General features: G+C 68.3%; 17 protein-coding genes and 6 pseudogenes. 10 read left to right on the forward strand and 13 right to left on the reverse strand.

The genetic code is table 11. The annotated features are described in order from the left end of the window. Positions 1 to 22: 22 nt before the first annotated feature. The 7 genes and pseudogenes from C9F11_RS44520 to C9F11_RS44545 form a co-directional block, all read right to left on the reverse strand. Positions 23 to 3,199, reverse strand: coding sequence for an SDR family oxidoreductase (locus C9F11_RS44520; protein WP_249402335.1), 3,177 nt, complete (start codon positions 3,197 to 3,199; stop codon positions 23 to 25). After that, positions 3,184 to 4,641: an acyltransferase domain-containing protein gene (locus tag C9F11_RS48365; protein ID WP_212767949.1), complete on the reverse strand. Its 1,458-nt coding sequence runs from the start codon at positions 4,639 to 4,641 to the stop codon at positions 3,184 to 3,186. The genes C9F11_RS44520 and C9F11_RS48365 overlap by 16 nt, the downstream gene beginning before the upstream one ends. Positions 4,642 to 4,673: 32 nt before the next feature. Further along, positions 4,674 to 5,039 (reverse strand): beta-ketoacyl synthase N-terminal-like domain-containing protein, encoded by a 366-nt coding sequence (locus C9F11_RS44530; RefSeq protein ID WP_171076207.1) that lies wholly within the window; start codon positions 5,037 to 5,039, stop codon positions 4,674 to 4,676. 253 nt (positions 5,040 to 5,292) lie between these two features. Then, entirely contained in the window at positions 5,293 to 5,577 is a 285-nt protein-coding gene (locus C9F11_RS44535; protein ID WP_138968145.1) for a DUF5988 family protein, read from the reverse strand. A gap of 357 nt (positions 5,578 to 5,934) precedes the next feature. Then, positions 5,935 to 6,378 (reverse strand): hypothetical protein, encoded by a 444-nt coding sequence (locus C9F11_RS49300; RefSeq protein WP_249402336.1) that lies wholly within the window; start codon positions 6,376 to 6,378, stop codon positions 5,935 to 5,937. Then, entirely contained in the window at positions 6,378 to 6,668 is a 291-nt protein-coding gene (locus C9F11_RS49305) for a hypothetical protein (protein WP_249402337.1), read from the reverse strand. Before C9F11_RS49305 ends, C9F11_RS49300 begins: the two co-directional genes overlap by 1 nt. A 652-nt stretch (positions 6,669 to 7,320) precedes the next feature. Next, positions 7,321 to 7,984: pseudogene (locus C9F11_RS44545) on the reverse strand (helix-turn-helix domain-containing protein); the annotation flags it as partial. A gap of 198 nt (positions 7,985 to 8,182) precedes the next feature. Between C9F11_RS44545 and C9F11_RS44550 the strand changes: the two are divergent. After that, positions 8,183 to 8,515: an Lsr2 family protein gene (locus C9F11_RS44550; protein WP_138968147.1), complete on the forward strand. Its 333-nt coding sequence runs from the start codon at positions 8,183 to 8,185 to the stop codon at positions 8,513 to 8,515. Positions 8,516 to 8,528: 13 nt separating this feature from the next. On the opposite strand, the pseudogene C9F11_RS44555 reads toward C9F11_RS44550, so the two are convergent. Further along, positions 8,529 to 8,639 (reverse strand): annotated as a pseudogene (locus C9F11_RS44555) (IS5/IS1182 family transposase); the annotation flags it as partial. A gap of 652 nt (positions 8,640 to 9,291) precedes the next feature. On the opposite strand from C9F11_RS44555, the gene C9F11_RS49310 reads away from it, so the two are divergent. Beyond that, positions 9,292 to 9,582 (forward strand): hypothetical protein, encoded by a 291-nt coding sequence (locus C9F11_RS49310; protein WP_249402337.1) that lies wholly within the window; start codon positions 9,292 to 9,294, stop codon positions 9,580 to 9,582. Further along, the gene (locus tag C9F11_RS49315; protein ID WP_249402336.1) at positions 9,582 to 10,025 is read left to right on the forward strand and encodes a hypothetical protein; all 444 of its coding nucleotides are present in this window, start codon (positions 9,582 to 9,584) and stop codon (positions 10,023 to 10,025) included. Before C9F11_RS49310 ends, C9F11_RS49315 begins: the two co-directional genes overlap by 1 nt. A gap of 63 nt (positions 10,026 to 10,088) precedes the next feature. Here the strand turns inward: C9F11_RS49315 and C9F11_RS44565 are convergent, their stop codons facing one another. Beyond that, entirely contained in the window at positions 10,089 to 11,834 is a 1,746-nt protein-coding gene (locus C9F11_RS44565) for an IS1182 family transposase (protein ID WP_249402338.1), read from the reverse strand. Between the two features lie 893 nt (positions 11,835 to 12,727). Here C9F11_RS44565 and C9F11_RS44570 point away from each other — a divergent pair. The 4 genes and pseudogenes from C9F11_RS44570 (at position 12,728) to C9F11_RS44585 (ending at position 15,766) form a co-directional block, all read left to right on the forward strand. Further along, complete coding sequence (locus tag C9F11_RS44570) at positions 12,728 to 13,165, forward strand: Uma2 family endonuclease (protein ID WP_138968149.1); 438 nt, start codon at positions 12,728 to 12,730, stop codon at positions 13,163 to 13,165. A gap of 101 nt (positions 13,166 to 13,266) precedes the next feature. Beyond that, entirely contained in the window at positions 13,267 to 14,022 is a 756-nt protein-coding gene (locus tag C9F11_RS44575; RefSeq protein WP_138968151.1) for a transposase family protein, read from the forward strand. A 55-nt stretch (positions 14,023 to 14,077) separates the two neighbouring features. Continuing rightward, positions 14,078 to 14,380: pseudogene (locus C9F11_RS44580) on the forward strand (transposase); the annotation flags it as partial. Positions 14,381 to 14,547: 167 nt separating this feature from the next. Next, positions 14,548 to 15,766: pseudogene (locus tag C9F11_RS44585) on the forward strand (IS3 family transposase). On the opposite strand, the gene C9F11_RS44590 reads toward C9F11_RS44585, so the two are convergent. After that, complete coding sequence (locus C9F11_RS44590; protein WP_171076208.1) at positions 15,715 to 16,170, reverse strand: transposase; 456 nt, start codon at positions 16,168 to 16,170, stop codon at positions 15,715 to 15,717. The pseudogene C9F11_RS44585 and the gene C9F11_RS44590 overlap by 52 nt on opposite strands. Before the next feature lie 1,241 nt (positions 16,171 to 17,411). Next, the gene (locus C9F11_RS44600; RefSeq protein ID WP_171076209.1) at positions 17,412 to 19,412 is read right to left on the reverse strand and encodes an RNA-guided endonuclease TnpB family protein; all 2,001 of its coding nucleotides are present in this window, start codon (positions 19,410 to 19,412) and stop codon (positions 17,412 to 17,414) included. A gap of 918 nt (positions 19,413 to 20,330) precedes the next feature. Here C9F11_RS44600 and C9F11_RS44605 point away from each other — a divergent pair. The 3 genes from C9F11_RS44605 (at position 20,331) to C9F11_RS44615 (ending at position 23,086) form a co-directional block, all read left to right on the forward strand. Beyond that, positions 20,331 to 21,314, forward strand: coding sequence for a transposase (locus tag C9F11_RS44605; RefSeq protein ID WP_138968157.1), 984 nt, complete (start codon positions 20,331 to 20,333; stop codon positions 21,312 to 21,314). 113 nt (positions 21,315 to 21,427) lie between these two features. After that, complete coding sequence (locus C9F11_RS49815; RefSeq protein ID WP_269078165.1) at positions 21,428 to 21,556, forward strand: hypothetical protein; 129 nt, start codon at positions 21,428 to 21,430, stop codon at positions 21,554 to 21,556. A gap of 894 nt (positions 21,557 to 22,450) precedes the next feature. After that, complete coding sequence (locus tag C9F11_RS44615) at positions 22,451 to 23,086, forward strand: transposase (RefSeq protein WP_171076211.1); 636 nt, start codon at positions 22,451 to 22,453, stop codon at positions 23,084 to 23,086. Positions 23,087 to 23,237: 151 nt separating this feature from the next. Here the strand turns inward: C9F11_RS44615 and C9F11_RS44620 are convergent. Beyond that, a pseudogene (locus C9F11_RS44620) lies at positions 23,238 to 23,657 on the reverse strand (transposase); the annotation flags it as partial. Positions 23,658 to 23,769: 112 nt separating this feature from the next. Beyond that, positions 23,770 to 23,895, reverse strand: a pseudogene (locus C9F11_RS44625) (IS701 family transposase); the annotation flags it as partial. Positions 23,896 to 23,931: the final 36 nt, after the last annotated feature.

Below are 23,931 nucleotides of genomic sequence, written 5' to 3' on the forward strand. Positions count from 1 at the left end.
GCCCTGCCTGGCCGGGTAACCGTCACCGGAGCGTTCCCGGTTTCCGGGTGGTCCGTGCACACGATCCGCGCCTGCGCTCCCGGGCTCGGCTGCCAAGAGCCTGTGCGGTTGCGGCCGAATCGGTCAGGATCAGCGCCCCAGGGCGGAGGGCGGGCGCGGCGTCCTTCTCGCCGACGGGATCGCGGCGCCGGAAGGCGAGCACCGAGCGGTTTAGGGCAGCGTCAGGCGGGGCCTGCTGGTTGCCGGGGCCGGGGGCGGTCACCCGCAGGCCGTCGTCCTGGTTGCATACCGTCACCTCGGATACGCCCAAGTGCAGCGCACGCAGTACGCCGTGGGCGCCCTCGGCCCCCAGATGGTCGGACGCCGACTCGGCGGATGTGATCTGCGGTGCTGCGGCGTCGTCGGCCGCCGCCCGGGTATGGATGCCGGCGAGGATCGGCCAGCCCGGCCGCTCGGCGAGAGAGCGGCGGGTGAGGACCAGGAGCACCACGCCCTCAGCGAGGGCTTCGGGCCGGGCGTCGGCCAGTTCTGCCATCGCCGCTGAGCTGTTGCCGTTGATGCCCAGGACCAGGGCGACGTTCAGCTCTCCGGTGGCGAGATACCGTCCCGCGACGTGCAGTGCGGCCTGGGTTGAGGAGCGGCCGGAATCAACTGCGAGGGACGGTCCGTTGAGGCGGAGCCGGTTGGCCACCTGGCAGGAGATCACGTTGGCGAGCTGACCCGGCATGCTGTCGTCATTGGCGTGCGGCAGCCGGTTCCGGAGCAGCAGAACGTACGCACGCAGGCGGTCGCAGTCCTGTGGCAGCACGGCCGGGTGCTCGGCGACGGTGGTGAGCAGGTTGTCCTCTCCCACCCGTACGGAATACTCGGACATGGCGCGGGTGGGCCCCACATGACCGGTGATCACTCCCGTCGTTTCGCGGTGCTGCTCTCGCAGTTCGCCGTGCTCCGCGACGAACGCCGCAGTGACGGCCGTGGCCATCAGCTGCGTATGATCCATGCTGCGGGCCGTGAGCGACGGCATCCGCAGCTTCTTGAAGGGAGGCAGCGGGCACTCCTGGCCGAAGGTCCGTCGGGGCGCCGCTCCGCTGCCGCGCAGCCAGGCCGCTGTTGCGTCCCGGTCCATCGCGGCGGGCAGATGGGTCTGCCAGCTGACCAGGACGACGGGGTCGTCCGCCCGTGGCGTGAGCGCCCCGCGCGGCGCGGAGGCATCGGCCGGCTCGGGCCCGTGCAGGACGAGGTGCCCGTTGGTGCCGCCCAGGACGTAGGCGCGCACGGCGGCGGTTCGGCGGTGGCCGGGACCGGGGGCCCACGGCTGATTCGTCACCGAAACCGTGATGCCGTCGGCACGTACGCCCCTGGGGAGCTGGCCGAAGTGGCGTTCGCTGGGAATGGAGTGGTGCTGTAGGCCCAGCAGGGCGTGCACAACGGAGACGACGTCGGCGGCCCATCCGCCGTGCCTGCCCATCGGCTTGTTCGAGGTGACCACGTGTCCCCGTGGGCCGTCGACTTCGGCCAGACCCTCCAGTTCCACGGCGTCACCGATCCGGGTGCCGGTGCCGTGGTCGACGATCCAGTCCACCTGGTCCGCATCCAGGTCGTTGACCGCGCGGGCGCGCCGGACGGACAGTTTCTGCCCGGTGACATCCGGGAGCTCGCGCACTGCCCTGGCCGTCGACGCAGCCGCCGAACCCGCCAAGCAGGCCCAGGACCGCATCGACGTCGGCCAACGCCCGGTCGAGCCGCTTGAGCGCGATGATGCCGGCCACGTCGGAGACCAGTACCCCGGACGCGTCCTTGTCGAAGGCGCGGATCTCCCCGTTCGCGGACAGCCCTTTGAGCTTGGCGAACAGGACGAGGTCGCCTCGGCCGCCGGTGTTGCTGCCGCCACACAGCACCACGTCACGTTCGCCCGACAGCAGGCTCGTGACGCCGAAGCCGACGGCGTAGAGCGAGGGCGGGCAGGCGGAGTCGACGACGAGCCGCTCACTGTCCTCAGGCAGCAGCCCCGGGCAGGAGCGCTGGACCATGTGGTCAGGGAAGGGGCGCGGGGGAGCGCCGCCACGTGTGGGTATCGGGGCGTTAGCGCCTCGCGCAGCCGGTCCTTGGCCGGTGGTGTGTCTGCGGTGCTGACGGCCGTGGCCCGCAGCATCGACTCCTCCAGGCTGACGCTGCCCGGGAGCGCGCCCGCATAGCAGCCGAGCCAGTCTCCTTCGCGCCGGGTGACTGGGCCGAGGGCCTGGAACAGGCAGTGACGCATCAGATGAGCTGTCAGATCGTTGGAAGCCCAGCGGCCCTCAGCTAGTTCGGCGGCCAGCGTCGGGTGCGGGATGAACCCGCGCAGGAAGCCCACCGCGCGTACATGGGTCTTGTCCTCGGCTTTCGGATTGGGGTCGAACCGCCGCTCCAGGTCGAAGTGCTCAGGCTCGCCAAGTGTGCTCGCGTCCTGGCGCAGGACACGCCAGAACTCCTCCGGGCGGTTCGCACCGGGGACCGCGAGTCCCATCCCCAACACAGCGACCGCGTCCGGTGAGACGCCGGGGCCCGCCTCTGCCCGGCTCGCCGGCTCAATGGCCGTCGTGCGTCCCGGCGGGGGCCCGGCGAGCCGCAGTGACATGCCTGCATCGAGCACAAGGGTGCTTCCGGTGATGGCACGGGCCGCGCCCGATGCGAGATAGACGACGGCCTCGGCGACGTCTTCGTCCAAGGACAGCCTCCCCAGGGCAGGCCCGGCCCTGGCTTGTCTCCGTCGTCCCTCAACGTCAGGCCAGTAGCCGAAGACGTAGTTGTCGACGAGGCCCGTCGAGACCGTATTCACCCGGATCCTTCGAGCCCCCAGTTCCACCGCGAGATAGCGGGTCAGAGCCTCCTGCTGCGCGGCCTTGGACGCGGCAACAGCCGCATAGCGGTCCAGCACGGACCGGATGGGCAGCGCAGAGAGATTCACGATCGCTGCCGGCTCCTGGTCCATCAGTTCCGCGGCGGCCTCGGCGCACCAGCGGATCCCGTGGAGATCGACGTCCAGGGTGCGCTTCCAGTCCTCGTCGTCGAGTTCCGGCAGATCACTGGGAACACTGTGGCCAGCATTGTTGACCAGCGCATCCAGCCGCAGATGAGCCGCGGCCACCTCGCTGACGAGCGAGGCGACCGAGACCCCGGCTGCCGACCGAGGCGCGCACCAGCTCACGTGAACCGCCACAGGTCTCCAGATCGGCGAGGGTCTGCTCGGCCTCCGGCTCGGAGTGGAAGCAGTTGACGATGACGTGAGCGCTGCGGCGGGCGAAGACGAGCGACACGGCCCGCCCGATGCCCTGTCTGCCACCGGTCACCAGGACTGTCCGCCCGGCGAAATCCCGCAGCGAGGCACTCATGCCGCTCTGCCTCGGCATCCTCATCGGCAGCGAGATGCTCCATCAGATCGGCGAGTCTGGGAAGCGTGGTGTAGTCGCGGACCAGCACGCTCGCCGGAGGGCAGGGCGACAGATCGGACTCATCGATCAACTGCGCCAGGAGCTCGGTCTTCTTCACCGAGGCGATACCAAGATCGGCCTCCAGATGTGTGTCCTCGGTGGACACCCCTTCTGGATAACCCAGGGCCTCGGCGAAGGTCCGGCGCAACTGCGAGAGCAGCTTCTCGCGCTCCGGCGACCGTGTTCCCGAAGCGGCCGCGGCAGCCAGCGGTGTGGGGAGCTCGGCGGGTGCCGCAGCGAGTGCGAGCCCCGTCGGCCGGTCATCGGACAGACGCATTGCGGGAACCGAGGGCTGCATGGGCACCGGGTCGGCCACTGCAGCCGATGGAATGGTGTCCTGCACGCCGTCGGCAGCGGCGCTCCCGGGGAACACGGCAAGGATCTTCTTTGCGTCAGTGGCCCCGGGCAGTGGTCCGACCAGGGGTACCGAAGGCGGCAGACTCTCCCGCACGCACTCGGTCAGAATGGGGTGGACGCCCACCTCGATGAAGGTGCCGACCCCGTGGTCGGCGCACAGGGCCCGGATGGCCTGCTGATAAGGCACAGGATCGACCAGGTGCCGATCAATGATCCGGCGCACATCCCCTGCCTTCCGTGCGAAGCCGCCGAGCAGTGGTGAATACACCTTTGTGGCAGGCTCCACCAGCCGGTAGTCGACGGTGACGTGTGCCAGGCGGTGGGCGGCAAGGGCGAGTATCGGATTGTGGTGCGGATGGACCACCAGCAGGCGAGTGGCCTGCACCCCCGCCGCCCGCGTGACCTTTTCCAAGCGGGCCAACTCATCGACGGCCCCCGAGATCACCGTCTGCTCCGGCGCATTGAACAGGGACGACATCAGCGTCCAGCCGCCCGTGGCACCGCACAGATGACCGGCCCGCTGGGCACCAGTCCGCACAGCCGTCAGACCTCCGGCGAACCCACCGTCGGCCAAGGCCACTTCACGCTCACACAGCACCCGTGCGGCGTCAGACACGGCCAGCGCGTCAGCGGCGGCCAGCGCCGTCAGTTCCCCGGTGCTGTGCCCGATCAGCACGTTACCGGCAAGCCCCTGCGCCCCCGCTACCAGATACAGCACCAGCGACGAGGCGATCGCTGCCAGATGCAGCAGTGTCGGCGTCCGGGCCAACTCCTCGATCTGCGGCCCATCCGGATCAGGGAGAGGTCCGGACACCGAGCCGATCCCATATGCGCGAGCCGCCCGGTCTACCTCTGAGAGCAGAGCCGCAACCTCAGAGGCGTAGGCAGCCAACCCGGCGAGAAGGCCATGAGTGTAGCCACGCAAACTAGGAAACTGAACAGCAGTGCCCTTTTCCACAGCAGGCTCTCCTCACACGAACGCGATCCCGAATGGGGGCCAGCCCCGTCGCCGTCGCGCAGCGCATCCTCAAAGCGCTCGAGCCGCAGTACCCCCGCATCCTCGCCGCGCACATAGCCGTCGGCCTGGCCGTCGAAGGCAAAGCACACCCCGCGCTGCGAGGTCAGCAGCGACGCCGCCTCCAGATGGCGGGTCTCCGACGAGTGCATCAGCACGGCCCCGGCCAATGCCGCATCGCACTCGCCGAGCGCCAACGCGTCAGATCCACCGCCACCAGCCTGGACGAGCACATCGTGTGCAGCGTCAGCACCGGCTCGCGTAGATCCATCCCGAACGCCAGTCGGCCAGCCATCGTCCCGGTGAAATCACCCGAACAGGTACACACAGAGGCGTCCTGTACCGGCCGCGCAGCCGCGCACCTGGAGACTCTGCCTCGCCCGAGGACCGGCATCAGATCCTGGTGATCGCGATCGGCACAGCGTTCGATGCGGACATCTCCCGGCCTCATTATTCGGCGATCTTCGTGCTGTAGGACCACCGGAAAACCGGCAGCGACTGTCCCTCGGTAGTCTTTGTCTCGGTGGTCCGCACGAAATGCTGATGCTGGCCGTAGTACGCGATCGTCACCTTCTCCGGTCGTACCCTGCCCGGGATCTGCCACACCCGGGCCAGGCCGCTGGGCCCGCCCCGCAGTACGACCAGCAGCGGAAGGCTTCGCCACCCGGGTTCGCCAGCCACGGTCTCCGGGGCCATCGCGCCTGCCTGAGACATACCGGTGTTGGCAGTGGACATTGCCCGCCTCCTGCGCCATGTGCACCCCACGGCACCAGAATCCCGCTCGCTGATGCCGCGTCCGCGCAGCCCTGCACCCAGTGCCAGCCCCACACCGCAGGACACACGCCAAGTCATCGACGCAGAACACCCCCAGGGCCCGCACCGCCCCGGAACGCCACGCAGGCTGTCACTGCCTCCTGCTACCACTTGACGCGAAAACAGCACACCGGTCAACGGTTCGCGCGAGGGCGCACGGGCGCTTCCGGAGTACGGCAGTCCGCACGCACCACTGCCGAAACGCCCCGCGCGCCCCCAACAGCGCAACGCCCTGTACTGAGTCAGGGTTTCGTCGTTCTCGTGATCGGTGTGGAATGATCACGTGAGTCCGGGGGTCGCCAGCGGTCGGTTCATGTCCCGCCCGTGATGGCGCAGGCCCTCGGTGATGTTGTCCCGTCCTGCCAGGCGGAGTGCGCCGATGGCCAGATTCCGCGGGGAGGCCATCACCGGTGGTGCCCCGCCGGTCCGCACCCGCGAGGCGTCCTCCTCGAACGTCACGTCCCGGACGTGGTGCTCGCGATTCTCGATGGCCCCGTGTCCGCGCACGCGTTCCGCCAGGTCAGCGGGTGGCGCCTGGTGAGCTGTCAGGCGCGTGATCGCGTAGACGCGTTCGAGTGACACCTTCCCGGTGCGCATGGTGCGCCGTCGGCGGACGATCTGCAGTGCCTGGCCGGCGTGCGGGAACGGCAGCCGGGGCACGGTGACGGCCTTGAGCCGGCGGATCTCATCGCGGCCGTGGGCGGTGGCCCGGGTGCGGTCCATCAGGGCACTTCCGTCCAGGCAAGGTCCTTCACCCGCGTGTGCAGGGCCGGGTGGTTGCCTTTGAGTACGGCGATGTAGTGCGCGTTCTTCTCCTCGACCAGGAACCCCGCGTGGCCGGTCCGGGTCAGCAGCGGGTCGAAGGCCGCCACCGCACCGGTCAGGTCCAGCGGCTCCAGCAGTGGCCGGAACGCGGTGATCTCGTTGCTTTTGGCGCCGGCCTCGCGCTGGGCGAGCACGATGCCGTCGTCGCGCAGCGCGGAGATCAGGTGGACGCAGCGGGCCGTCGGCACGGATCGCGCCGCGAAGGGACGTGCCGTCCACCGCGACCGCTGCCCGCGCCGGACGGTTCGGCGGGCATCCGTCCTGGCTGGCGGCGCGGGAGGCGGCGGCGCGAGCGGTGAGCCAGCCGCCGGTCACCGCGTCGAACGCGTCGCCGTCGACGCGTTGCAGTACCCGGCGCACGGTCGCCTCGCCGGGCGGCCTCCAGGGCCGGTCCGGATCGCGCAGCGAGGCGACCGTGCGCCGGACAACAACCGGTCACAGGCGTCGGCGGCCCACTCGGCGATCGCGGCCAGAGACTTTGCTCCGGCCAGGACCGCGCAGGCGGCCACGGCCAGGACCTACGGCAGCGGGTGCCGACGCCCCCGGCGGCGGCGCGGGTCGGGCAGACGCGACAACCGGTCCAGCAGATCGGGCAGATCATCGGGGCAGGCCGGAACGCGGCCCGCGAGTTGGCCCAGCCCAGCGGGGACGGGTGATGACGGCGCAGCAGGCACGGTCTTCTTCTGTGGTGATCAGCGAACTCGACACTCCATGATCACCGGAAGCCGTGCCTGCAGGCACATCCATGCCCGTCACGAACCGCCCACCACCGCCGCCGACTTGGGGCATCGGATACATAGCGACGGCTTCGGACCGACCGCGACAACGACGGAGCCCTGGGTGGTACAGCCCCACGACATCAACGACCTTCGCAACGAACTGCGGGTCGGTGGAGAGCTTGAAGGTGTCCTGCAGGTGCGGCTTGAGATCGAACCGCTTCCAGATCCGGCCAATCGTCGGCTTCGAGAGCCCCGAATGCTTCGCCATCGACGCCCGTGACCAGTGCGTGTCCCTGCCCGGCGTGGACTCCAGCGTCGCCACGACCACGTCTTCTACCTGGTCGAGCAGGATAGACGGCGGCCGTCCCACCCACCGCTCGTCCGCCAGGCTGTCCAGCCGACGGGCGATGAACCGCGAGCGCCAGCGGCTCACCGACTGCTCGCTCACCCCGAGCTCGGCGGCGACCTGCTTGTTCGCCTCACCCTCCGCGCACCGCAGCACGATCCTCGCGCGCAGCGCGAGGTACTGCGCGGTCTTCGCGCGCTTGGCCCAGCGCGTCAGCTGGAGCCGCTCGTCCTCGCTGAGCACCAGTTCCGGCTTACGCCGCCCCGTCCGGGGTGCATCTGCCAGACCCGCCAAACGGTTGGCGGCGAACCACGAACGCCACTTGCGGACCGTATCCGTCGTCACGCCGAACTTCGCGGCCACCCGCGCGGTCGGGCAGTCCCTCCGCACACGCCAGCACAATCCGGGCCCGCTCGGCGAGACGAGGCCCGGGCGACATAAAAACACCCTAGCAACTTCTGCCTCTGATTTCCGGCGCATCACACTACCGAGTCGTGCGCGAACTGCAGCACCTCCTCGTAGCCCAGACTGACGTCTGTCTCACCCGTCACCACAACATCCCCGACCCAGCACCAAGCTGACCAGGCCCTATTAGAAGTCATATGTCGAATGGTGTCCGAGGGGGTACTGTGTGGCCATGGCCCAGAAGACAATCGTCATTACGACCGATGACCTCACCGGTGAAACGTCCGAAGAGGTGAGCGCACACACGTTCTCACTCAATGGTGTGACTTACGAGATTGACCTCACTCCGGAGAACTACGACAAGCTCGACGCGGCTTTGCGCCCATTCATCGAAAAGGGACGAAAGATGGGCCGTGTGAAGAAGGGAACAAGGGCACGCAAGACCGACATTAGCGGCCCGAAGCCCGAAGAAGTGCGGGCATGGGCGCGAGGAAAAGGCTTCGAGGTAAACGACCGTGGTCGCGTGTCAGCTCAGGTGATGGAGGCCTTCGAAGCTGCTCATTGAGCCCTTTCCAAGCTCATGCTGATGCGTGGTGAAGGACGAGGGCGGTCTTCACGATGTCGGTGATGCGGTTGGTACTACGGCGGAGCTTTCGCAGAAGGCGTCAGCCTTTGAGGGTGGCCATGGCCCAGGGCTCCGTCGTTGTCGCGGTCGGTCCGAAGCCGTCGCTATGTATCCGATGCCCCAAGTCGGCGGCGGTGGTGGGCGGTTCGTGACGGGCATGGATGTGCCTGCAGGCACGGCTTCCGGTGATCATGGAGTGTCGAGTTCGCTGATCACCACAGAAGAAGACCGTGCCTGCTGCGCCGTCATCACCCGTCCCCGCTGGGCTGGGCCAACTCGCGGGCCGCGTTCCGGCCTGCCCCGATGATCTGCCCGATCTGCTGGACCGGTTGTCGCGTCTGCCCGACCCGCGCCGCCGCCGGGGGCGTCGGCACCCGCTGCCGTAGGTCCTGGCCGTGGCCGCCTGCGCGGTCCTGGCCGGAGCAAAGTCTCTGGCCGCGATCGCCGAGTGGGCCGCCGACGCCTGTGACCGGTTGTTGTCCGGCGCACGGTCGCCTCGCTGCGCGATCCGGACCGGCCCTGGAGGCCGCCCGGCGAGGCGACCGTGCGCCGGGTACTGCAACGCGTCGACGGCGACGCGTTCGACGCGGTGACCGGCGGCTGGCTCACCGCTCGCGCCGCCGCCTCCCGCGCCGCCAGCCAGGACGGATGCCCGCCGAACCGTCCGGCGCGGGCAGCGGTCGCGGTGGACGGCACGTCCCTTCGCGGCGCGATCCGTGCCGACGGCCCGCTGCGTCCACCTGATCTCCGCGCTGCGCGACGACGGCATCGTGCTCGCCCAGCGCGAGGCCGGCGCCAAAAGCAACGAGATCACCGCGTTCCGGCCACTGCTGGAGCCGCTGGACCTGACCGGTGCGGTGGCGGCCTTCGACCCGCTGCTGACCCGGACCGGCCACGCGGGGTTCCTGGTCGAGGAGAAGAACGCGCACTACATCGCCGTACTCAAAGGCAACCACCCGGCCCTGCACACGCGGGTGAAGGACCTTGCCTGGACGGAAGTGCCCTGATGGACCGCACCCGGGCCACCGCCCACGGCCGCGATGAGATCCGCCGGCTCAAGGCCGTCACCGTGCCCCGGCTGCCGTTCCCGCACGCCGGCCAGGCACTGCAGATCGTCCGCCGACGGCGCACCATGCGCACCGGGAAGGTGTCACTCGAACGCGTCTACGCGATCACGCGCCTGACAGCTCACCAGGCGCCACCCGCTGACCTGGCGGAACGCGTGCGCGGACACGGGGCCATCGAGAATCGCGAGCACCACGTCCGGGACGTGACGTTCGAGGAGGACGCCTCGCGGGTGCGGACCGGCGGGGCACCACCGGTGATGGCCTCCCCGCGGAATCTGGCCATCGGCGCACTCCGCCTGGCAGGACGGGACAACATCACCGAGGGCCTGCGCCATCACGGGCGGGACATGAACCGACCGCTGGCGACCCCCGGACTCACGTGATCATTCCACACCGATCACGAGAACGACGAAACCCTGACTTCACCATGCCCATGTCGTGGGCCCTCAGCTTGACTCTGTCGGGGATCTTGAAGATGCGGGGGTCAGGTTCCCAGGGTTCGCCAGGACTTGGGCCGGGGGTATCGCGTGCTGGTCGAGGTAGTGCTGGAAGGCGGTCGGTTGGCGGGGAGCGGGTACTTCCTCGGCCGGTGGCAGTTGGCTGAGGCGCTCGATGTTGACGGCGATGGCCGTCAGGATGTGCTGGATGTGGGCCTTTCCCTGTCCTCGGTAGCGGCAGCGCCGCATGCCGTGGCCGTGGGCGAACTCGTTGACCGTGCCCTCCACTCCGGAGCGGACCGCGTAGCGGGTCTTCCACTCGGGCTTCTGCTGCTCGGCGCGGACGCGAAGTTGCAGGTCGCGGAGTTCTCGTGGGGGAAAGCCCACGGTGCGGTGGCTTTCGCGGGCGGTGGTGCACTGGGTGCGGGCCGGGCAGGGCTGGCACTGGGTCTTGGTGAATCTGGCCACGATCAGCGGGGCCGCGGTCGGCGAGGAGGTCGGGTAGGGGCCGTGCCAGCCCGCGCTGACCTGTCCCTGGGGGCAGGTGACCTGCTGACGGTCGTAGTCGATGTGGAAGTCGTCCCGGGCGAAGCCCTCGCCTCGGCGGTGCTGGTGGGTGGGGTTGCTCTTCAGCGGCCCGGAGACGGTGACCTGGTGTTCACGGGTGGCCTGTTCCAGGTGGGGCAGGGAGGTGTAGCCAGTGTCGACCAGGTGCTCGGCGGGCAGCAGTCCGCGACGCGCCAGGCGGGTGTGGATGCCGGGCAGGACCTGGCTGTCGTGGGTGGTAGCCGCAGTGGTCGCGACATCCGTGATCACGTTGGGGCCGTCGGGAGCACAGGTCTCCGTCAGATGAGCGGCGAACCCCTTCCAGCTGATGATGTGCCCGTGCCTCGCGTAGCGGGCCGAGGTGTCGTAGGGCGAGACGATCGCCCGGGACGAGGACGGCAGTCCAGGCCCGCCTTCCTTCTCGGCGGTGCGCCAGCGCAGCCGACCTGCCTGATCACGGTGGTAGTTCTGCACCATGATCTGGCGCAGGGCCTGGACACGGGAGCCGGGCGTGCGGTCTGCTCCGTGCCGGTAGAGGTGTTCCAGGAGCCGGGCGGCGTCGTTTCCGGTGGCGAGGATCCTGGTCATGGGCTTGGTGGGGTTCTTGCCCAGACGGACCGGCCGGCCGTAGCGGAGCCCCCAGTCCTCGTCGACCAGGCCGTCGAGCAGGTGCGGGGAAGAACCAGCGACTTCTTCGAGTGCGGCGCGGACTGCCTCGGTGATCAGCTCCAGGCGGGTCAGGTCGCGCACCGCGGCCAGGACGTGGGTGGAGTCGGTGCGCTGCGTGGTGCGCTCGCGCACCAGTCTGGCCTCCTTGAGGCGGGCCAGCGCGAGGTCGAGGAGGCGGTCGGCGCGGTCGCCTTCGGCGAGACGGTCGCGGAAGTCGGCCAGCACACTGTGGTGGAACCCGGGATCGTCCAGCTCCATCGCCAGGGCGTACTTGAAGTCGATGCGGCAGCGGACCGCCTCGGCGGCCTGCCGGTCCGACAGGCCGAGCAGGAACTGCAGCACACAGACCGTGGCCAGTTGAGCAGGCGAGAGCCCCGGCCGCCCGTCCCGCGGGTACCAGTCGGCGAAGTCCTCATCGCACCACAGCCCATCGAGGCGGTCGCGTACCCATATCGCCGTCGTCCCGCCCGGGTTGCTCGCCCGCGCGACTTGCGCGGTCAGAGACGGGACCTGCTCACCGGAACGAGGGCGGAGCGACAAGGGGCACCTCGACAGCTGCGTCGGTCGGCGGAACTACCCGAGCATGCCTGTCGATCATGCTGTCGCACCGAGGAACTCCAAGATCCCCGACAGAGTCAAGCTCAGGGTGATTCGTTTCGGCTCACCGAGGCGACTTCGGGCAAGGGGGTGAGGCCCATCAACTGGCCATGTTCCAGGAAGGATCGCGTGGACCAGGAAGGGAAATCCGCTGTCCGCGGGGAATCCGTGGGGAGTTCTCGTGTCCGCCAGCCGTCCGCCACCGGGGGGAACTCGTGGCCATTGACACTTGCCCACGCGATGACGATGCGGGGCGCCGTCGGCCTGATCAGCACAGCGATCGTTTCGGCACTTCCCGGGCATCTCCAGCGCCGTCTCGTTGGGCCGCAGCGCGCTGTGCTGGTGGCCTTGCAGCGGGGCGGTCACGGTCCGTGGAAGCGTCAAGCGATTTTGGGTCGTTGACGCGGGTCGGGGTGTGGGCGGGCGGGGCTGGGGGTAGGCGCAGGGCACACGGTGGTGGGGCCGCGTTTCGGCGTGGGGCCTCCTGCCGTGTGCCCTGGCTCCCGTGGGGCCGACAACTCTCCCGCTATCGCGGCGCCACGGTCGAGGACGCGAGACGGTTGCCGCAGGGGAGCCGGGCGGCCGTCTCAGCGTCCCTGGCACGCATCATGCACCGGCCCACGACCGCTGTCTGCCCCTCGCGCAGGCGCTTCCCAGCCCAGTTGCCAGCCATCGCCCTCCCCGGCATGCGCGTACCGGCCCAGTCGCCGTCACGAACGTGAGCGAAGCAGGCGGAGACGCGCGGCACCGCCGTCGCGGCCCCTCTGGGTCTGTTGGCGGGACCCGCTGCCCCGTACGCGCGCCGTATTCTGGGAGGTGACGGGAAGGAGCCGCTGATGGGCGTTGACGCGATCATGCACACCGAGTTCCCGGAGGGCTACACGGTCTTCTTCGGAGCTCACGGGAAGGTGATCATGACTCCGCAGAGTGAGGAGCACTCCAGCACCATCCGTTCGCTACAGATTGACACACTCGCGCTGGGGCGTCATGCGAAGGTGACATCGGATGTGTACATCGACTTCCCGGCGGATGAGAACTCCGCTCCTGACCTGGCGATCCTGCGGGAGAACGCACACAAGCAGGGCAAGCGGTACAGCTTCGAGGATGTCCTGCTGATCGCGGAGGTGGTGTCGCTCTCCTCCGCCCGCAAGGACTACGACGACCGCACCGTGAAGTACGGCCGCTACGGCATACCGAAAGGTAATTCAGAAGTGGTGGATCATGCTGGGCTCCAGGTGCGGAGGAGTTCGAGCTGGATCATTGAGCTTCTTTGAGTTGGCCACCGATCAGGTGACGGCCTATAGCGCAGCGAGTGAGGCCCCCGGGATGTTGATCGAGATGTCTGACGTCTCAACCATGCTGCTCGGGGGCCTCGTTGGTCATCCATCCTGCCGCACTCGACCTGCCCCGTGCACTCGTGGAGTGGGGCACCATGCTGATCGTCACGCGTGAGGGCGACCGGCGCTGCAAGCTCCGCCCGTCTCAGCGCGCGATGGTGGCACCGGTGTACCTGCGCGAACACACCACCCTGGCGAAGATCGCTGCCGGGTTCGGGATCAGCCAGCCCACCGCCCACGCCTACACCAGCACGGTCATCCACCTGCTCGCCGAGCGTGCACCGGGACTGCTGAAGGTCCTGCGCGAGACCGGTCCCGACTTCGTCCTGCTGGACGGCACCCCCGCCGAGTGCGACCGGATCGGCGACGGACGAGCCGACTACTCCCACAAGCACCGCCGGCACGCGGTGAACGTGCAGGTGGTCACCGATCCCGGCGGCCGGCTGCTGTGGCTTTCACCCACGCCGCCGGGCCGGTCTCACGACCTGACCGCCGCCCGCACTCACTGGATCATCCGCATCTGCGAGCGCCAGGGCGTCCCCATCCTGATCCTGGCCGATCTCGCCTACCAGGGCGGCGGCCCCTGGCTGACCACGGGCATCAAACGCAGACCCCTGCAGGAACTCACCCCCACCGAGAAAACCGTCAACCGGACCCTGGCCACAGCACGGGCACCGGTCGAACGCGGCATCACCCGCCTGAAGTCCTGGCAGACCTTCCGCAGATCCCGATACAGCCCCAACCGCATGACGTCCATCGCCAAAGCCGTCCTCACCCTCGAGCGGCAACACTGAAGAAGCTCACTGAGCGTTTTCTAAGCTGGCGGTGCTGACGGCGAGTTGGACAGTCCTGCGCAACGACGAAGCTCCTGGCAGACGAGTTCTCGCGCTGATCATCGGTGACACCGGGTTCCTCAAGGACGGGGGCGTGTCCGCGTGCGTGAGCAGGCAGTACACCGGCACTGCGGGCAAGGTCACCCACTGCCGGGCCGGGGTCTTGCTGCATCTGGCTTCCAACGGGGCCTCGGCGGCGGTGAACTGGCGTCTGTTCCTGCCCGAGAGCTGGGATCCCGCCTCGGCGAAGGCCGATGCAGTGAAGGTGAAACGACGTGCGAAGTGCGCCATCCCCGCCGAGGCGGGGCACGTTCGTAAATAACTGTCAGATTGGATCTGCGGTGCTGTTCTCGGCAGGCCCAAGGCGGGCCTTCAGCTGGTCGAGAGTGCGTGCCGGCGATCCGGACATCGGGCCCTGACCCCGGGCTTTGGACACCAGAGTCACTTGGATCTTGATGGTCCGGGTGGATATGGAGTCCCGTACAGATGGCTATGAAGCACTACCCCGCCGAGTTCAAGGCGGACGCGGTCGCGTTGTACCGCTCGGGGCCGGGAGCGACGATCAAGTCGGTTGCCACCGGTCTCGGGGTGAACACCGAGACGCTGCGCAACTGGATCCGGGCTGCTGACGGTCGGCGCCCCGGCGCGCACTCCGCGCCGCGTGCCGCGGCTCGGCTCCGGCCAAGGTCCCGGACTCGGTGGAAGCAGAGCTGGTCGCCGCGCGGAAGAGGATCCGGGAACTGGAGGAGGAGCGTGACATTCTTCGCAAGGCTGCCCGGTATTTCGCCGGGGAGACGCGCTGGTGAACCGCTGCCAGTTCGTTGAGGACCACCAGCGCCACTTCGGCGTCACGCGGTTGTGCTCGCTGCTGGGGATCGCCCGCTCGGGCTTCTCCTACTGGCGCCGCACCTCGGCAGCACGGACGGCCCGGCAGGCTGCCGAGGCCGAACTCGCGGCTCGGATACGCAAGGTCCACCAGGACTCCAATGGCGTCTACGGTGCCCCGGGGATCACCGCCGAACTCCGCGAGGACGGCGGCCTGGTGGTCAGTCACAAGCGTGTCGCGAGGATCATGCGGACCATCGGCCTGGCCGGGGTCCGTCTGCGGCGTCGGCACCGCACAACCGTCCCGGACCCCGCTGCGGTGAAGGCGCCGGATCTGATCGGCCGCGACTTCACTGCGACCGCGGTGAACACGAAGTACGTCGGTGACATCACATACTTGCCGGTCAGCGGCGCGAAGCCGCTCTATCTCGCGACCGTTCTCGACCTCTGCTCACGCCGTCTGGCCGGGTGGGCGATCGCCGATCACATGCGCACGGAGCTCGTCATCGACGCCCTCAAGGCTGCCGAGCGGACTCGCGGGAGCCTGGCCGAGGCCGTGATGCATACCGATCACGGCTCGCAATATACGAGTCGGGCCTTCGCTGCAGTCTGCAGGTCAGCAGGGGTGCAGCAGAGCATGAGCGCAGTCGGGTCCAGCGCGGACAATGCCGCCGCGGAGAGCTTCAACGCAACGTTCAAAAGGGAAACCCTCCAAGGCCGAAAGAGCTGGCCGAACGAGCGCGAAGCCCGACTCGACGCCTTCCGCTGGCTGACCCGATACAACACCAGACGCCGGCACTCCTACCTCGGACAGCGATCGCCAATCGCCTACGAGGACGTCCTCCAAACAACATCAACTACCCTGGCCCGAGCCGCATAGACGTGTTCAAAGTCCAGGGTCAAGGCCCATCCGCCGTCAGTCCACACCTTGCGAACCGTGGCGAAGCCGCGGCGCAGTCGCGCAAGCAGGGGCACGGCCACGTCCCGGTCCTGCAGGCCGGCCGTGGTCACCGGCACCACGAGGAGCAGGCCGAGGGTGTCCGCCACCAGGTGCCGCTTACGGCCCGTGACCTTCTTCCCGCCATTGAAGGCGCGGGGCTCCGCGGCGACGTGCCAGGACGCCTTCACGCTCTGAGAGTCCACGATCGCGGCCGTCGGCCGCGCCTTCTTCCCCGCCGCCTTGCGGGCCAGCTCGCGCAGCGCGTCATGCAGGCAGTCGGGGAATCCGCACTGCTGCCAACGGCGGAAGAAGCGATAGACCGCCTTCCACGCCGCGAAGTCCACCGGCACCTCGCTCCCACTTGATCCCGATGTTCACCAGGTACAACACCGCATCGATCATGACCCGGTGGCAATAGCCTTCCGGCCGCCCGCCCCGCCCCCGCAACCACGCCGGCACCGGAATCAGTGCCCGGACCACCCGCCACTGCCGCCGGTTCAGATCCGAGGAGTACACACGCTCACGCTGAGTGCCGTCGGCTGCGTTCCCCGCCCGATGCGCCAGGCAGTCACAGTCGTGACCAGCCGACTTGCCCGACACCGACGACTCGGATGTACTGACGCGCACCAACGGGACCTCGGATCCCGCGTGTTGAGGAAGTAGAGACCCCTCACGCCAGAACCAGGTCCCGTCGCCATGCCGCGAACTCTCGCCGCCCGGACCACCTCGCACAACAGTCCAGATCACACCCTCGCTACCCGGATTCGCGAAGGGTTCTGAGGCACCGTCACACCGCTAGAGTCGAAAGACCGCCTCTGACCAGCACGAATGGTGAAGTGCCACTGGAATACTAGAGCGCGGCGACGCGCGGGCTACCGAAGTCCCGCAGTAAAACGTCGACGGGGTAGGATCGTCCAACCGTGGGGAACTCAATGAACCCCTTTCACCCTGGGGCTCCGAGGGTGAAAGAGCATCGCGCCTTCACAGGTGAGCGGCCTGGTGAAGGTGCCCGACGCCGGAGGATGAAAGAGGTTCAATGAAGTCGATGGGTTAGGTGTCTCGGGTAGGGAGCTATCCACCAATCACGACACGCACGTGGGAATCTGCGGCGGCTGGCAAATAGTCATCGCCTCGTGATCGTCCTCCGGCGGGTGGGGAAGCCTTGCCTTCCGTGACCGTATGCGATCGCGTACAGATCGTCCCGATGGTGCATAAGCGCAGGCCGTTGCCGTGGTGAGGGATCGTCCCTATTGGTTCCGGCGGCAATGTGGCCGATCCATTGACGGCTTCTACTGCATAGATCGCCCCACGTGCGCCAGGATCCCGTCACACGCTGGTGTGCTCTCCCTTGTGTGGGGAGCCGCCCTGCATACTTCTTGCCTCGTTAACACCTGGTGCCACTGTTCTCACAGGATTATCCCTAGTCTGGGCAGCTGGCTCGTGGCGCTGGTGTTCGTGCTGGATGGCCTCTGCGGCCTCGCCGATTTGGTGGAGTGAAGAGCCGTCTTCCTGAGGGCTGTCCGGTGTGTTTGCTCTCGCTCTGTGGAGTTGGGGGTGTTGCTGGGTGGTGTGGGACGCCAGCGGGTTACCCGCTGGAGGGCCCGCGGCCAGCGGCGTGGCCGGGGTCTTCTCGTTTCATCGCTCCATGCCCGGTTTCCCGTGGGTTGTCGGGTCTTACTGAGGCTCGGCGAGCGTTTTGAGTGTCCCCCCTATCGGAGGCCACTGCCGCGATCTGCTCTCGCGCGAGCCGCCGGATGGCGCTGGCGCTGTTGTGCGTGCGGTCCGCGGTATGACCGCACGTGAAGCAGGTGAAGCGCGCGTGGAGGGGCGGGGAGTTTGGGTTTCGCTCTCCGCACTGTCCACACGTCTGGTTCGGTGCCGATCCCTTGTCCAAAACCAGGAGTTCGGACCCGTACCAGAGGCTTTTATAAGTGAGCTGACGACGCAGCTCACCCAGGGCTGAATCGAGGAGGTGCCGGTTGAAGGCTGCTTTCACCTTCACGTTCTTGCCGGGGTTTTCTGCTGTTCCTTTGCTGGAGGCGGTGAGCTGGACCAGGTTCAGGTTCTCGATCGCCACCTGGGTGAAGCCAGTGGTCAGACGCTTGGAGACGTCATGAAGGGCTCCGGCGCGGTGCAGGGCCACCTTGTGGTGGATCCGGGCCACCCGGCGGGCCGCCTTCTGGCGCCGGCCAGAGGACTTCATCTTCCGTGACAGCACCTGCTGGGCGCGCGCGAGTTTACCCAGCATGGTGTTGAGGCTCTTGGGGGCGGCCACGGTCATCGAGCCAGGATCGGACTGGTCCAGGCGCGCGGTGAGGGTGGCAAGATGTTTCGACCCCAGGTCCACCCCGACGAGGCCGCCCACCCGCTGGGTAGGGGTGTTCTTCCCGACACGCTGCACCGGCCCGCCGTGGACCTGGGCGAGCTGGCGGGCGCGGGCCCGCTCGGCCGCGTCGGCGCAGGTGCCCGGTGAGCAGGGGGCGAGGGCGTGGGTGATCTGGGCGAGTTTCGCGGCGGCCTGCTGGTCTCCGCGCCGCTTGTGCTGCTCTGCCTGTGCGGCCAAGGCCTGCTTCGCACACGCCGCGGCAGCCGTGATGGCCTCAGAGTGGCTGAGGTAGAGAGCACTCGTACCGTCAGCAGCGGTGTGCTTGAACGCCACCGGGACATCCTGCTCGATGCGGCAGACCACGGAGGCGTACCAGCGGTCCGCGGCCCGGCTGATCGTCACCGACGAGATCACCGCCCGCCCACTCTTCACCAGCTTGGCCAGGCGGCGGGCGTCGTCCCATGTCCGCACCCGGCCGATCTTCGGCAGCTGAAGATAGTGATAGGCACCCGCGCCTTGGTGCTGCTCGATGCGGATGGCCGGATGGTTCACGTCGTGGCACAGCATGAACGAATCCGTACTGCGGCCCTTCTTCTTGAACCGGGGAAACCCCACCGCACGCCCCGCCCGCAGCCCGGCGAGACTGTCAGTCCAGTTCTTCCACGCCCGCTCCGCCCGGTCAAACCCGCCCGAGAACGCATAACTGGACACCTCCCCGTGCCAAGGGCCATCCTCGCCCGAGCACACTACGTCACGCTCATCACGCCACAACGCACAGATATCCATCGCCGACGGAAACCGATCCCCCGCCGCGAACTGCCCGCCCTTGGCCGCATCGCACCAAGCCCGCGCCTCAGCCAGCAGCCGACGATGCTCCAGGCTGCCCCGCTCGACATCCTCACGCAGCTCCCTCAGACGCGCCAGCACCTCAGGATCAGCGTTGGCGGGCTCCCGTACCAGCTTGGGATTCCTACGCGTCCACGACACCAGCACCTTGCGGTGATACTCCCACGCTGCCGCCTCACGCCCCCGCAGAGCAGCCTGTGCCCTCAACCGCTTCGACGCCTCCGCCTTGCCCACACCCGCATCCACCAGAGCATTACGCCGCTGCGCCCACGCACGATAGGAAGCGGTCTTCTTCGCCAACGCGTAGTTGTACGCCCACCGCGCCGCCCCCGCATGCCGCGCCAACTCCGCCCCCACCCGCGGCGAAACATCCAGAGCAAACCGGAAACCCCGCGTCAACTCCACCACAGGCACGACCAATCCACCCCCTCACGCAATGCGACTCAACGGGTACGCACCGTAGTATCTCACAGCTCCGCCCTACCCACCCCCACCGGATACGAACGTTGAACCAGCGGTAGCCGGAACCTCCCGCTGGACGGGCAGGACCCGAGGCGAGGCCCTGACGCCCAGCGCCACCAGAGGAGCGTGGCCACACCCCTCGCCGGGCTGAAGCCACCGCAACCTCCAGCGCGACCAGGCGCTGGTGCACCGCATCCGCAAGGAAGATCGACTGCCAGGGCCAACGACCTATCACCTCGTGGCGCACGATCCTGCACCTCCATTCGATTCATCGCGGCTCACACGGGGACTGTGAATGAAGCGGTGTAACTCAGTCGTGTCCAGAAAGTGGTGTAAAAGGCGACGAGCGTAGGTTTCGTACTGGACCGCCAAGTTCGTAGGGAAGGACCTATTCTCGTGCACGAGCGAGTATCGCCTACCGGGGCGTTCCGTGCCGGGATCGATGCCGTCTTCGCTGAGGGCCGGCCGCTGGCCGACTGCCTGGAGCAGGTGGCCCGGCCCGGCGCGAAGCTGATCATCCAGACGGCCCTGGCGGCTGAGGCGGGTGAGTTCCCCGGCCGCGCCCGGTACCAGCGCGCCGACACCGCTGCGGCCCAGGACGACGACGGCCGGGATGCGGCCGAGGACAGCCCCGTGGCGCCGGTGGTGCGGGCCGGGCACCGCCAACGCACCCCCGGGAGGCGGTCATCAAGACCACATCCGGGCCGGTCAAGGTCAAGAAGCCCGAGCTGCGCGGCACGAGCGAGAAGTTCGCCTCGCGTCTGTTCGGGACGACGGTGACCCGCACGAACGCGCTCGAGTCCCTCGTCATCGCCTCGTTCGTGCGCGGCCTGTCCACCCGCGACGTTCGGAACATCCCCGCCGAGGCATTTGGGCCCGGATGCGGCGCTGTCGAAGTCCACGCTCTCCAGCATCTGCCAGGCGGTCCGCACCGAGTACGACGCCTGGCGCGAACGCGATCTGTCCGGCGTCACGCTGGACTGCTTGTTCATCGACGCCTCGCCCTTCCGCATGCACCCGAACGCTCCCGCGGAGCCGGTGCTCGCCGCCTGGGGCATCGACACCGGCGGCAGGCCCGTCCTCATCGGCCTGGAAGCCGCCGGCTCCCAATCCCACGACGCCTGGGCCGGCTTCCTCCAGGGACTCCTCGACCGCGGCCTCACCCCGCCGCTGCTGGTGATATCCGACGGCGGCAGCGCCCTCATCTCCGCCTGCGAGCCCGTCCTGGGCCGCAGCCCGCGCCAGCGGTGTCTGATACACCAATGCCGCAACGTCACCTCGAAGGCCAGCCGCCACGACCTCGAGCAGGTCAAGAAGGAGTTCTGGGAGAACTTCGATACCAGCGAGCTCAGTATCCCGCCTGGTCAGCGGCTCGTCGAGACCGTTCAGCGCCGCACCGACGCCTTCGCCGCGAAGTGGGAGAAGAGCTACCCCGCAGCCCTCAAGCCCCTTCTGGCAGACCGGAGTCCACTCACCGCCTCCCTGCGCTTCCCTGCCGAGCACCACAAGCGGATCCGCCACTCCAGCTTCATCCAGCGGACCTCCGGCAAGACCCGGCGCCGGGTCAAGGCCATCGGCCGCTTCCCCGGCGAGACCTCCTGCGTCAGCCTGGCCTTCGCCGTCCCGTCCCGCACCGCGACCGGATGGCACGGCTTCACCACCACCCCCACCGGCCCGCGCCAACTCGAACGCATACGCCGCGACCTGCTCCACCCCACCGAGACAGAAGTGATCCACCTCGCACCCCCGGCCCGCGTGTCCCTCACCAAGGCCGCATCACATCAACCCCACGGAACCCCTCGTCGAGCCTTTTACACCGCACCGAAGACGCGACCTCACGCTCCATCGGGGTGAAGTGGGCTAGCGCTGGTTGAATCCGTGCTGTGCTGCCCGGTGTGGGTGCGATTCCGTTGCTTTTCTGGGAGTACGGGGTTGAGTGTCCTGTGAGGTGTGCGTGTGAGGTGTGTGTGGAGCGTGGTGTGGTCCTGCCGTGTGAGCGCGGGCGCCAGTTCTGGTGGGGGCGGATCCGGGAGCTGATGCTGGCTCTGGCCGCTGCAGCCATCCTGGCCGCGTTGCTGTTCACCATGGCGGTCTGAGCCTGGCCTGGTCTCGCTGGATGGCCAGAAGAAGGGGGTGCCGCTGGCGGAGAACCGGGCGCGAGGTTGTCTGATGGTCGGGGCGAAAGTCCTGTTTACCTTCGGGAGGGTGCTGGATCGCTTGCCTTCACCCGCCACTCCCGTAAAGATCATCTGGCAGCCGCCGCGATCCTGGCCTCCCCCGGCCACAGCGGCGGCTGCGTTGTACTGTCTCTCCTCGTAGTGTGGAGATGCCTGCTATGAGGAAGTTTGATGGCAGAGATGTGCAAGAGGTTCGAGGCGGAGTTCTGGGCCGGGGCCGTCCGGATCGTCCGTGAGGCCGGGAAGCCGATCGCCCGGGTTGCGGGGGGCCTCGGGGTCAGCGAGGGCACGCGTCGGCGCCCTGCACATGGCCGCCGCCACCCGCGGCGGCAACGCGCACCGCGTCATCACGCACACGGACCGGGGCAGCGAGTACGCCCAGGATCTCCGGCGAGGCATGTGACCGCCTGGGCGTGGTGCAACCCACGGGACGTGCCGGCTCCGCCCTGGACAACGCGGCCGCCGAGGCGACCAACTCGACCCTGAAGACCGAGTCCATCCACCCGCGCCGTTTCACGACACGGGCCGAGGCCCCAATCAAGACCGCGACCTGCACCACCGACTGGCACAACCCCCGCCGCAGACACTCAGCCTGCGACCAGCCGTCACCCATCGACCACGAGAACCGACACCACACCACAGAACAACAGCCCCAGGCCACTTAACGAAACCCTCCACACACAGAGACAGAGAGGATGGACACTCCTGAACTCCCCCGGAAACGGAGACTTCCGTCCCGCCACGACACTCCTCCCCGGATCTGCAAGGTCCAATCATCAGAATGTCCACACCGCCGAGGTCACCTCAGCCGGGGTGGCCCGTCAATATTCCGGAGCCCTGGGCGGGGTGTGCCCCTGCCAGATCGGGGTGATGGCCGCCTGGGCCACCGGCGCCGGACAAGCCCTGGTCGACCGGGAGTTGTACCTGCCCAAGGAGCGGGCCGAGGACCGGCCGCGGTGCCGTGCGGCGTACGCCCCCGACGAGGTCGTCTTCGCGGCCAAGCCGCGTCTGGCAGAGCAGATGATCTCCCGGATCCTGCCCGACCTGCCGCAGGGACGGGTGTGGGTGGCCGCCGACGAGGTCTGCGGCCACGGCGGGGCCTTCTGCGGCTTCCTCGAAGAACACCACCTGCCCTATGTGGTCAACGTGCAGGCCGACCACACCGTGCTGCCCCGCCCCGGCTGGCGCCACCTCGCCCGCCTGGTCGAGCGCGTCGCGACCGAGGACGAGTGGGTCACCCTGCCCGCCGGACCCAGCCAGCTCGGCAGTCGCACCTGGCGGTGGTGGGTCCGCCAGATCCCCGATCCGGAGGCAGGACCCTGGGCGTGGGCGCGGTGGATCGCGGTCCGCCGCCGCCCCGAGGAGCCCGAAAACCGTGACTACTACATTGGGTGGGGGCCGCCCGGGACCGAGCTGGAAGAGATCGTTCTGGTTCCCGGTGCCCACTAGCCTGGCTCTTTCGCTGGGGGTGGTGGGGTGCTGCTGATCGTTAATTTGTGGGTGGCGCCGATGAGTTCGGGCCGTGGGGCATGGCTGAGTTCCGGCGCGGTGGCCGGGTCTTCGAGATCCTTGAGGTCGTGGGCGGTCAGGGGTGCACCGTTCAGCCGGCGGGTCGGGGCAGGGCGGCGAGCCGATGGAAGGCGTCGGCCAGTTCATTTCGCCAGGACCAGGTCGCGGAGATCCGCAGGCGGAGACGGCGGCAGCTGCGGGTGGGGCGGGCGGCGAGGTGGAGGAACTGGTAGCGGAGTCGCTTCGGCTCGGCGGTGGCCAGTTCGCCGTCCAGCAGCAGGAGCTGTGTCCAGGCGATCAGGTCGCCGGCGGCCAGGGACAGTTCGAGCCAGGCGGTGTTGATGTTGAACTGGCGGGAGGGAAAACGGCCGAGGCCGGTGTCCTTCCCGCAGCGGATGCGATCCTCCACGGTGGCATGTCCGCGGTGGCGTACTTCCGGGAACTGGGCCGGTCCACTCCCCGCGACGGGGGTGTCGGTGAGGAAGACCTGGTGGCGCAGGCCCTCGTAGGACTTTGTTAGGTGGTGTCGTAGGGCTGCCAGGGGGCGGGTTGGTTGCAGGTGGGGCAGCGGCCGTTCCAGGTCGCGAGGAGGTGCTGGAGGAGGTCGAGGGCCTGGTAGAGGGTCAGGCCCTGGCAGGGGCTTTTGGGTCGGTGCGCTGTTCGGTCAGGAAGAGGTGGGCGGCGGTCACGAGGGTGACGTGGCGGTGCCAGCCGTTCCAGCTGCGGCCTTCGAAGTGGTCCAGACCTAGGCACTGTTTCTCGGATCTCCTGACGTGACATGGGTG

The sequence above is a fragment of the Streptomyces sp. YIM 121038 genome (assembly GCF_006088715.1).
Lineage (GTDB): Bacteria > Actinomycetota > Actinomycetes > Streptomycetales > Streptomycetaceae > Streptomyces.

Excerpts from the sequence above, each read along its gene's own strand:
- C9F11_RS49300 (WP_249402336.1), bottom strand. The coding sequence starts at position 6,378 with ATGGACCGCACCCGGGCCACCGCCCACGGCCGCGATGAGATCCGCCGG.
- C9F11_RS44570 (WP_138968149.1), top strand. The coding sequence starts at position 12,728 with ATGGGCGTTGACGCGATCATGCACACCGAGTTCCCGGAGGGCTACACG.
- C9F11_RS44535 (WP_138968145.1), bottom strand. The coding sequence starts at position 5,577 with ATGTCCACTGCCAACACCGGTATGTCTCAGGCAGGCGCGATGGCCCCG.
- C9F11_RS44550 (WP_138968147.1), top strand. The coding sequence starts at position 8,183 with ATGGCCCAGAAGACAATCGTCATTACGACCGATGACCTCACCGGTGAA.
- C9F11_RS49315 (WP_249402336.1), top strand. The coding sequence starts at position 9,582 with ATGGACCGCACCCGGGCCACCGCCCACGGCCGCGATGAGATCCGCCGG.